Origin of the sequence: Stenotrophomonas pictorum JCM 9942, assembly GCF_001431585.1 — a bacterium.
GTDB classification, from domain to species: domain Bacteria; phylum Pseudomonadota; class Gammaproteobacteria; order Xanthomonadales; family Xanthomonadaceae; genus Stenotrophomonas; species Stenotrophomonas pictorum.
Genome location: NZ_LLXS01000050.1, coordinates 1 through 7,887 on the forward strand (window position 1 = coordinate 1; position 7,887 = coordinate 7,887).

Below are 7,887 nucleotides of genomic sequence, written 5' to 3' on the forward strand. Positions count from 1 at the left end.
CTCGCGGCACAGCTCGGGCACGGCAAGACCAGCCTCTACGCGCTTGAGCGCCTCGATGATCTGGCTGTCGGTGAATCGGGACTTCTTCATGGTAGAAATTTTCCTTCGAAAACTTCTACTTCTCACTGCGCTGGTTTTGCGGGGGGATTACCATGGGGGAGGCTATCGGCAACAGAAACAACCTGCTGCGAAGCTTCTGGCGTAAATCCAACGCCGGGAACTTCGCGAGAATAGGTGATATCGCGCAGTGCTTTACGCCAAATGGAGCTGAACGTATCCCCCACATCGCAGTTTACCTTCCCGACTACAAAGCTCTGCTGGACAACAGCCAGCAGAACATTGGCCAAAGACGTTTTCCCAACGCCGCGCTCTCCAAACAGGATCGCGTGGTAGCCCTTTTGCGTAACAGCACTGATAATTCGATTGAGCTGATCGATTCGGCCGGCGAATAGATCCTGCGTATTGACGGGCGAGCCAGGTGTAAAGACCTGTCCAATATGAATAAGTTGACTCGTCCGAGAATCGACTTCCATACGTTTGTCCCTGTCATGTTTGGCGGCTTTCCAATTAGTATTACACCAAAACATGCAAGTCAACAGGCAAACCCTGCAAGTGATGCCATCTAAGCCACTAGTGCCGTTCCCGCGCCCCTAACAGTATCTATCCCCTTTCCGAGCTCATAACGATACTGCCGCAATGTGAGCTCCCCGCCGTACTTCTCGGCCACCATCAGTGCATTGACCGCCTGGCTGGCTGCAACCGTTTACTCCGTGCGCACGATGAGTGCGCGCAGCAGGTTCTGTCGTTCCATGGCCACCAGCGCCGACTCCACCCATCGCAGGTTGTCGGGGATGCCCTGGTCGAAGGCGATTTCCGGGTTGTAATGCGGCCGGAGAGAAACGGCCGGTAATGACTACCGGCGATTGGTAGCGGGGACAGGATTCGAACCTGTGACCTTCGGCTTATGAGACCGACGAGCTGCCGCTGCTCTACCCCACAACAGGAAAGCCGCCGACGAATGCAGGATCTCCCGAACCCTGCTCCGCCGACGGCCTTTTGATGCTGGGCGACCGCTGTTCGCAGCACTGCCCACGCTAGTGATTTAAGGGGGTCAATCGTTCCCGTGCAACTGGGGTTCCGCATGGGGTTCCGCACTTCCGCATGCGGAAGATTTCAGCCGCCGCCGAGGTCGCCGAACAACCGTTTCCGGAACTCCACGCGCCCATCGTGCAGCGCCTCCTCCAGCGCGCGCAGTGCCACGGTATGGATACGGACATACGTCGCTCCGCGCATCTTCACCTGTCGTGCGAGCACGGCCGTGGCCTGCTTCCGCTCTGGCCAGACCATCTCAACCACCGCGGCGTGGATGATCAGGCGCAGCCGGTGCCGATCGGCTGCACTGCTCATGTCCAGGCCAGTGACTCGGGATTGCTCCAGCGCGCGCTGCACCGGATCGAATGCCAACAGAGCCAGAGCGGCCAGCTCCTGACCATCCGCCCGTATTGCCACGGCCTTGGCCGCGCGCTGTGCCAGCTTGTCGTCCATGTAGGCCAGGGCACCGGCCACGTCCGCACCGGTCAGCGGCACAACGGTTCCGCGCCCCTCTACCGGCACCTTGTACCCGCCACCTACCAGCATCCGCGCCAGCAGTTCGAGTGGATCGCGTTCGTGTGACATCAGACCCCCTGGTCCTTGTAGCGCTTTGCCAAGAACTCGTACTTGCCCATGTCCTCCATCAGCCGCGCCTTCACGGATGCATCGGGCTCGACTTCATAGGCCGCCCGCGCCTCCGCTGCTTTTGCCCGGGCCCATGCCTCCTTGGTTTCGTACCGGATCCGGCCACCAGCGCCGGAGGCTTTGGGTTTGAAACTGCTACCGCACCGGCGTGCCACCTCCTCCAGCAGTTGCTCAGTCGGCACCGCCGACAGGTCGAAAGCCGTCATCGCACCACCATTGCAGCGGCGCCACGGCCAGACATGGCGGCCAGGTGATCCGCATTCGTCCACCCCAGCGCCTCCCGGCTCAGCAGCTCCGCCAACCGGGCGAGACCTTTGCCGGTCACCCGGACCTGATCGCACACCCTCTCCTCACCGTCCGGGCGCGGCAGCACCGTCACCTTGTGCACCAGCACACCGGTCTGGAGCCGCGGCTGGTAAGCCAGCCAATTTCTGCTGCCCGGGCGTCGGTAGATCCACGCATGCTCCTGCAGCCAGGAGAACAGCTTCAAGGGCGGCACGGCCAGCAGCTTGGCCGCCTCGGTGACCGGGAACGTACCTTCTGCATCGGCAATCGTATCCAGCGCGCGGGCCTTGGGCTGCAGCTGCCGGTTCTCTGCCCTGAGCGCTTCCACCTGCTCGCCATATCCCAGCAGCAAGCCGCGCAGGGCGGCCGGATCAGACAGGATCGCCATCACGTCCGCCTGCGGCGCCGGGGCGGCTACTCGCTGGTCGTAGGCGCGGATCACCTGCAGGTGGAACGCCGGCGAGATCCACATCGCGTAGGCATAGACCAGCTCCTTCACCACGTAGGTTCCCTGTAGGACACCGCCCTGCAACACTCCGACAGCGTTCCTCATATCTGAGGAACGGTCGATTTCCTCAATCAGCTCCCTCGCCTGCCTCGACCTCAGCCAATTCGATGGCTGGTGCTTGCTGGCTGCGCCAGAGGCGATATGCAGGTCATTGAGCGAGAAGCGGCCCTCGGCATCTTGGCGGACACTCACCGCGGCGATGGTCAGCTGCATGCCGGCACCTCCGTGGTGGCTACCAGGCGGCGAGCCCGCTTCATGAACGACACGAACTCCTCCCGGTGCCGCTCCTGCGCGGCGCGGTGGGCCTTCTCTTGAGTCTGGATCCAGTCCTCGAACTCGATCTCGAGAAATGCGAGCCGCTGATCGACTGTGATGGTGCGGAAGGCAACCGGCGCCGGCGGGGCGTCAGCGTTCCTCCCGCTCCCGCGCGGCGCTGCCGGCAGGGCCAGAACGGCGCCGGGATCAGCTGCAGACCACACTGCAACTTGGCGGCCGTGGCGCGTGTCATACCGGTCCTCACCACGAATCACATGGCCGGAGCCCTGCAACTCACGCAGCAGGCCAGCGACGGCCGGCGCAGAGGACGGAAGGAACTCCGGCGGATGACCGGCCCCCATCGCTGCGATCCCCATCTGCTCGAGCAGTTCCGCCGCGGTGCAGGCACCGGCCGCGCCAAGACAGAACAGGGCGACCAGTCGCTGGTACTCACGCATATCCATCCCCGTCATTGCTGGCTCCTTTGCTCGATCACGAATGTCTGTTGGGCGATCAGCTCGTCGTCGGAGCCGTAGGTTTCGTGGAACGTCCTCGAGCCATCCATAAGGCTCGGCCCCCACTGCTCGCGCATCTGCGCGAACGTCTTCTCCGATCTCGGGTGCCGCCGGTGGTGCCAGGTGCACAGCGCATAGCCGAACGAATGGCCGCGGCGCTTGTTGCCTGACTTCGCGTGGTTGTAGTCGCAGCCGTAGACCACCAGGGTCGGCTCCAGCAGCCCCTGGGTGGCCAGCGCCAGGCAGGCCATGCAGGGACCGATCTTGCTGGCTTCGATCCGGGCGGCTTCTTCGGCCGTCGGCGGCGGTGCTTTCGACCACATCAGCCCTTCACCTCTTCGCCGAAGCCGAGGTCAGCTGCAGCGCGCGCCATCGCCGCCTTGGCCTTTTCCCGGTCGCTCACCACCGGCAGCGTCGGCCGTTCGTGCGGCAATGCCAGCATCGGCTCGGGCAGCTTCCCACCCTCGGCCACGTACCGCATGGCCTGCTCGTAGGCCGCGCGAAGCATCCGCTCCTGCTGGAAGCCGTCGGCGGTGTTGAAGGTGTGCAGATCCATCATGGCGCGCACTTGCATGGAGAATGCCGACCGGTCACGGCCGGGACGCATCTCCTGCTCCACCTCCCCAAACGTCGGCAGGTTCAGGCACAGCGCGCGGAACTTTGCCGGCCCCGGTGGCCACTCCAGTCCCTTCAGCAGGCAGGCAGACAGGCCTTCACCCAGCTGCCTCGCCGTCAGGCCGCGCAGCGCGGTCGCCCAGGTCTGGCCGGCAGTGGAAAGCGTCCCGTCGGCCTTGGCCGGCGCGGTGCCGTTGTCCCGCGTGAACTTGCCCGGGAACATGGCAGCCATCCGTTCCCACAGCGTCCACAGCGCGTCCATCTGCCGCTGCGATGGCTGCTCAACCAATGACAGCGAATTCGCCATCGATGACGTCCCCCGCGCCTGCTCGTCCTGCTCCACCTGACCGGCCAGCTGCAACAGGCCCGCCTTCGCGCTGCAATCGCTCCCATTCCTCTCGGGCGTGGGCGACGGTGTCGGCAGAACCTTGCGCAGTTGATCCATGGTTGGCAGCTCCTGATTGCTTGGGCTCGACGGGAAGCAGCAGGCCCAGGGCCATTGCGTCCTTGAGGGATTTGTTGATGTCGCCGCCGCTCTCGGCGATGGCTTCCAGCTGTGGGCGGACCTGCAGCCAGCCTTGGATCGACAGCGGGCGCCTGCTGACGCGGCGATGCCTGACGAACAGGGCCAGCACTTCGCGGTCCAGGCCGGGCAGCAGCGGACCGAGCGGCGAAACCTCACGCTCGATGTCTGCCTCTGTCATCGCGGCGCCGTCGCCCACACCCGGTGTGTGTTCCTGACGGTTACCTGATGTATCTGACGGTTCCGTGTCCCGTTTTTGGGACTCTTTCCGGGAAAAACGGGACTGTTTGGCGGGAAAAACGGGACTGTTTCCCTGACTTTTCGGGACTGTTCCGTTTTCGGAACTGTTCCGGTTTTGGGACTGTTCCGTTTTCGGGCCTGTTTCGATCATGTCCGGGCCGCGCAGCCGGTAGACGATCACCTGCTTGGTGTCCCCCATACGCCGGCCGCTGTCCTCGATCAGACCCCACTCACGGAGCCGGGCAAGGTTCGCCATCACCGTCTTGCGGTCCTGTCCGGTTGCCTCCGCGAGGTAGCCCACCGAGGGGAACGCCAGCCAGGTATCGCCGCTGGCGCAGTTGGCCAGAACCGTCAGCACGAACTTGGCCGACGACTGCTTGATAGGCAGCTTCAGCGCCCAGGTAATCGCCTCGACGCTCACGGCTGCACCTGCCATGTGATGTGGAACATGGGCAGCTTCACTCCGTTAAGTGGCTGGAGATCCGCCGGCCAGGGCTCTGGCAGTGGCGCACGCAGCACCTGCAGCCAGCGGAACGCAGTGGCCCGCGACACACCGAAGCGTTCGCGGAGCGCACGTGCGGTGAGGGGCATCCGCTGCTGGCGCGCCCACACGACCACGTCCATGTGCGGAAGCAGCTCCACAACGTCCGGCGTCAGCGCGTGCCCATTGGCCTCCAGTCGGGCGGCCAGCACCACGGCCCATTTGAGGGTTCCGGTACTCATGACGAAGAGCCTCCCGCGACGACCAGGGTCGGGCCAACCGTCTGGCTCTGCAGATGCCCCTCGATGGACGCAAGAATGGTCGCCACCTCTGCCTGCAGGTCCATTCCATCCCGCTGCGCGCGGCGCAGCGCGGGAACATCCCGGCCGTCGACGATGCCGTCGGCCATCACCTGTGCCAGCGCACCTATGGTTTTCCCGAACTCGATGGACATCCGGGAGGCGTTGAGCATCCCCGAATGCGGCTGCAGCTCCGGCAGGCGAGCGCCCATGAACCCGTAACGCTGCGCCAGCTCCCGGGCACATTCCTCGCCCCAGGGTGACGGCATGGCGGAGACCCAAGCCTCTTCCAGGTCCACCGGCAGCTTCACCGTGCCATTGCGGAACCGAGCAATCAGCTGCGCGTTCGCGCGCTGTGCCTTCTCGATCGCATCGGTATCGGTGCCCGTGTGGAAGTCGACCACACGCTCAGCCGGCGCCACGATTCCCATGTACGTCTCGGCCACCGCCTGGGCGAAGCTGGCATCGGTGTGGTGACTGTTCCGGATGCAGGCCGTCGTGTGCCGGAAGATCACGGCAGCGCGCGGCTCGCGGAAGGTCGGTTGAATCTGTTGCTTCATTTACGCACCTCGGGAGTAGATGCAAGGTGGTCCCCATGGACAGGACGACCACGCTCAAGGGATCAAAGAAAGGTGCCGCCCGCCTTGCGGTAGGCTGCGGGCACCACGCGAGCAGCCCGCAAGGAGGGCGACATGGACAACGAAACTGTTCCGGACGTGATTGCCGACTGGGAAATAGAGGTCAGCGACAATTTCCGAGGAGCCCAGCTCACTTTTCGTGCCCTCGGCAAGCCAGGGCATCCGGAGGCCGGGGGTACTTATGCATGCCGCCCGATGTTCTTAGAGCTCGAACGGCTGCGGCGTCTCCAGAAGGAGTTGGACGGCTTGATCCGCTACATGGAAAAGGGTGTCGCGGCACCCGGAGCATCTCTGCAATAGCGGAGGCTGGTCCGGCCATCTCAGGCCACCTCCACGGGGACGATCCGGTCGTCGTCGGGGTCAGCCGGTGGCGGCGCGGGGGCGGTGCCGGTCTGCACATCCAGCAGCCGCAGCACCTCCGGCACCGCCGGCAGCGCGCGCTCCTCCTCCCAGCTCTCCACCTGCTCCACCGGCAGCTGCAGCACCTTGGCCAGCTGCTTGTCGTTGCTCAGGCCCAGCTTGGCGCGCAGAGCGCGCTTGCTCATGCGGGAATCGACCAGTGCCGCAGCGGTGAGCGGGGCCGAAACCACGGGATCGCCAGATACGGCAACTTGCGCCGGGGCGTCACCGAAGACGTCCGGCCGACGGAGACTCCAAATTTCCGGAATCCCCCGGTACTTCCAGTTTTGGACGCGCTGCACTCCCCCCGCACGAGGGTCAAACCCAAGCTGGATGGCTATCTCAGTAGGGCCGCCAAGGCGATCAATCAGAGCGGCATCTGCATGCAGTTTGGTTTCCATGAATCGAGTAAACATCATGATGACATCAATAGTCAACTCTATGTTTATCGACTCGGGTAAACGTGACGTTTACGCTGCCCGGATGAAGAACCAGCTCACTGACTTCCAGCGTCGCTTTGAAGAGGCCATGGCGCACGCCGGCGTGGCCAATAACCGGGCGGCGTTTGGAGTGAAGCTGGGCCTCGAGGGGAACCAGAATCAGAAGTTGTACAACTGGTTCAAGCGCGATCAGCGCGTACCTGACGACCAGCGACGCCCGCTCGCGGCGCTTGGGATTTCTATCGATTGGCTAAACAACGGCGATGGAGAAATGTTCGTCGACCGCACGCCAACTCAAGTCTCACCGCCAGCGACACCCGGTGACTATGTTCGCGTCGAGCAACTGGACGCGACAGGGGGCATGGGCGGCGCAATGGTCAATGAAGATCATCCGGAGGTCATCCGGTCGGTTGAGTACGGAGAGGCATACATTCGGGCGCTGATTGGGTTCGTCCCACCGCCTGGTCGGCTGAAGCTTGTGTCCGGCACTGGCGACTCAATGCGCCCGGTGATCGAACCAGGCGAGCCCACCCTGATGGACTCCGGGGTCACGACCTTCCAAGGCGACGGCATCTACTGGATCGGCCTGGGCGACCGCCACGACGGTCACCAGATCAAGATGCTTCAGCAGCGAGGCGACGGCCTGTGGGTGGTGAGCGCCAACCCGCTCTACCCGCCATTCCCGTTCCCGGAGCATGGCCGTATTGGCGGGCGGCTCTACATCCGCCACAAGATCGAGCGGTTCAACTGAAAGCGTCGATGAAGTAGGCAAGGAGGCTATGGATGAACACATGCGGCACCCCGCTGCTCATCACAGAAATTACAGACCGCAGCACGGATGGAAGGACACTACCCTTCAAATGCCGGGCTGAGGATGGTGACCTTTACTATGTAAAGGGCCGATCAGCCAGCCATCACAGTCTCATATGTGAATGGATGGCCGGGCACTTGG

Annotated in this window: 15 protein-coding genes and 1 tRNA gene; 3 read left to right on the plus strand and 13 right to left on the minus strand. The window is 63.6% G+C overall.

Translation table 11 applies throughout. The annotated features are described in order from the left end of the window. The 12 genes from ARC78_RS17000 to ARC78_RS14455 form a co-directional block, all read right to left on the minus strand. Window positions 1–90 (minus strand): transposase (locus ARC78_RS17000; RefSeq protein ID WP_241772754.1); only part of this gene is annotated, 90 nt, incomplete at its 3' end. 32 nt (window positions 91–122) lie between these two features. Beyond that, a complete protein-coding gene (locus tag ARC78_RS16695; RefSeq protein ID WP_145974357.1) occupies window positions 123–533 on the minus strand; it encodes an ATP-binding protein in 411 nt (136 codons plus the stop codon). Between the two features lie 391 nt (window positions 534–924). Continuing rightward, window positions 925–999 (minus strand) — tRNA-Met (locus tag ARC78_RS14410). A gap of 174 nt (window positions 1,000–1,173) precedes the next feature. Then, a complete protein-coding gene (locus tag ARC78_RS14415; RefSeq protein ID WP_054658917.1) occupies window positions 1,174–1,677 on the minus strand; it encodes a hypothetical protein in 504 nt (167 codons plus the stop codon). Beyond that, on the minus strand, window positions 1,677–1,943 hold the full coding sequence (locus tag ARC78_RS14420; protein ID WP_054658916.1) for a hypothetical protein: 267 nt from the start codon (window positions 1,941–1,943) through the stop codon (window positions 1,677–1,679). The genes ARC78_RS14415 and ARC78_RS14420 overlap by 1 nt, the downstream gene beginning before the upstream one ends. Next, window positions 1,940–2,743 carry a phage antirepressor KilAC domain-containing protein gene (locus ARC78_RS14425; protein ID WP_083468465.1) on the minus strand — a complete coding sequence of 268 codons (804 nt, stop codon included), beginning with the start codon at window positions 2,741–2,743 and terminating at the stop codon, window positions 1,940–1,942. The genes ARC78_RS14420 and ARC78_RS14425 overlap by 4 nt, the downstream gene beginning before the upstream one ends. Beyond that, complete coding sequence (locus ARC78_RS14430; RefSeq protein ID WP_054658915.1) at window positions 2,734–3,258, minus strand: MarR family transcriptional regulator; 525 nt, start codon at window positions 3,256–3,258, stop codon at window positions 2,734–2,736. Before ARC78_RS14430 ends, ARC78_RS14425 begins: the two co-directional genes overlap by 10 nt. Then, window positions 3,255–3,623, minus strand: coding sequence for a Ref family recombination enhancement nuclease (locus tag ARC78_RS14435; RefSeq protein WP_054658914.1), 369 nt, complete (start codon window positions 3,621–3,623; stop codon window positions 3,255–3,257). The genes ARC78_RS14430 and ARC78_RS14435 overlap by 4 nt, the downstream gene beginning before the upstream one ends. Then, window positions 3,623–4,222 carry a hypothetical protein gene (locus tag ARC78_RS14440; protein WP_054658913.1) on the minus strand — a complete coding sequence of 200 codons (600 nt, stop codon included), beginning with the start codon at window positions 4,220–4,222 and terminating at the stop codon, window positions 3,623–3,625. Before ARC78_RS14440 ends, ARC78_RS14435 begins: the two co-directional genes overlap by 1 nt. Further along, complete coding sequence (locus ARC78_RS14445; protein WP_157722824.1) at window positions 4,197–5,099, minus strand: helix-turn-helix domain-containing protein; 903 nt, start codon at window positions 5,097–5,099, stop codon at window positions 4,197–4,199. The genes ARC78_RS14440 and ARC78_RS14445 overlap by 26 nt, the downstream gene beginning before the upstream one ends. After that, a complete protein-coding gene (locus ARC78_RS14450; protein ID WP_054658911.1) occupies window positions 5,096–5,401 on the minus strand; it encodes a helix-turn-helix domain-containing protein in 306 nt (101 codons plus the stop codon). Before ARC78_RS14450 ends, ARC78_RS14445 begins: the two co-directional genes overlap by 4 nt. Further along, entirely contained in the window at window positions 5,398–6,018 is a 621-nt protein-coding gene (locus tag ARC78_RS14455; RefSeq protein ID WP_057506544.1) for a hypothetical protein, read from the minus strand. Before ARC78_RS14455 ends, ARC78_RS14450 begins: the two co-directional genes overlap by 4 nt. A gap of 132 nt (window positions 6,019–6,150) precedes the next feature. On the opposite strand from ARC78_RS14455, the gene ARC78_RS14460 reads away from it, so the two are divergent. Then, entirely contained in the window at window positions 6,151–6,396 is a 246-nt protein-coding gene (locus ARC78_RS14460; RefSeq protein WP_054658910.1) for a hypothetical protein, read from the plus strand. A gap of 20 nt (window positions 6,397–6,416) precedes the next feature. Here ARC78_RS14460 and ARC78_RS16805 read toward each other — a convergent pair whose 3' ends face one another. Further along, window positions 6,417–6,641 (minus strand): helix-turn-helix domain-containing protein, encoded by a 225-nt coding sequence (locus ARC78_RS16805; RefSeq protein ID WP_157722823.1) that lies wholly within the window; start codon window positions 6,639–6,641, stop codon window positions 6,417–6,419. Between the two features lie 253 nt (window positions 6,642–6,894). Here ARC78_RS16805 and ARC78_RS14470 point away from each other — a divergent pair, with 253 nt between their 5' ends. Both ARC78_RS14470 and ARC78_RS17145 read left to right on the plus strand, forming a co-directional pair. Further along, window positions 6,895–7,686 carry a LexA family transcriptional regulator gene (locus ARC78_RS14470; RefSeq protein WP_157722822.1) on the plus strand — a complete coding sequence of 264 codons (792 nt, stop codon included), beginning with the start codon at window positions 6,895–6,897 and terminating at the stop codon, window positions 7,684–7,686. Window positions 7,687–7,718: 32 nt separating this feature from the next. Beyond that, window positions 7,719–7,887 (plus strand): HipA family kinase (locus ARC78_RS17145; protein WP_425480568.1); only part of this gene is annotated, 169 nt, incomplete at its 3' end.

What these genes read in the sequence shown, in the direction of transcription:
- ARC78_RS14450 (WP_054658911.1), bottom strand. Translation starts at nt 5,401, where the DNA reads ATGAGTACCGGAACCCTCAAATGGGCCGTGGTGCTGGCCGCCCGACTG.
- ARC78_RS14470 (WP_157722822.1), top strand. Translation starts at nt 6,895, where the DNA reads ATGAATCGAGTAAACATCATGATGACATCAATAGTCAACTCTATGTTT.
- ARC78_RS14440 (WP_054658913.1), bottom strand. Translation starts at nt 4,222, where the DNA reads ATGGCGAATTCGCTGTCATTGGTTGAGCAGCCATCGCAGCGGCAGATG.
- ARC78_RS14430 (WP_054658915.1), bottom strand. Translation starts at nt 3,258, where the DNA reads ATGACGGGGATGGATATGCGTGAGTACCAGCGACTGGTCGCCCTGTTC.
- ARC78_RS14420 (WP_054658916.1), bottom strand. Translation starts at nt 1,943, where the DNA reads ATGACGGCTTTCGACCTGTCGGCGGTGCCGACTGAGCAACTGCTGGAG.
- ARC78_RS16695 (WP_145974357.1), bottom strand. Translation starts at nt 533, where the DNA reads ATGGAAGTCGATTCTCGGACGAGTCAACTTATTCATATTGGACAGGTC.
- ARC78_RS14435 (WP_054658914.1), bottom strand. Translation starts at nt 3,623, where the DNA reads ATGTGGTCGAAAGCACCGCCGCCGACGGCCGAAGAAGCCGCCCGGATC.
- ARC78_RS14425 (WP_083468465.1), bottom strand. Translation starts at nt 2,743, where the DNA reads ATGCAGCTGACCATCGCCGCGGTGAGTGTCCGCCAAGATGCCGAGGGC.
- ARC78_RS14415 (WP_054658917.1), bottom strand. Translation starts at nt 1,677, where the DNA reads ATGTCACACGAACGCGATCCACTCGAACTGCTGGCGCGGATGCTGGTA.
- ARC78_RS14460 (WP_054658910.1), top strand. Translation starts at nt 6,151, where the DNA reads ATGGACAACGAAACTGTTCCGGACGTGATTGCCGACTGGGAAATAGAG.
- ARC78_RS16805 (WP_157722823.1), bottom strand. Translation starts at nt 6,641, where the DNA reads ATGAGCAAGCGCGCTCTGCGCGCCAAGCTGGGCCTGAGCAACGACAAG.
- ARC78_RS14455 (WP_057506544.1), bottom strand. Translation starts at nt 6,018, where the DNA reads ATGAAGCAACAGATTCAACCGACCTTCCGCGAGCCGCGCGCTGCCGTG.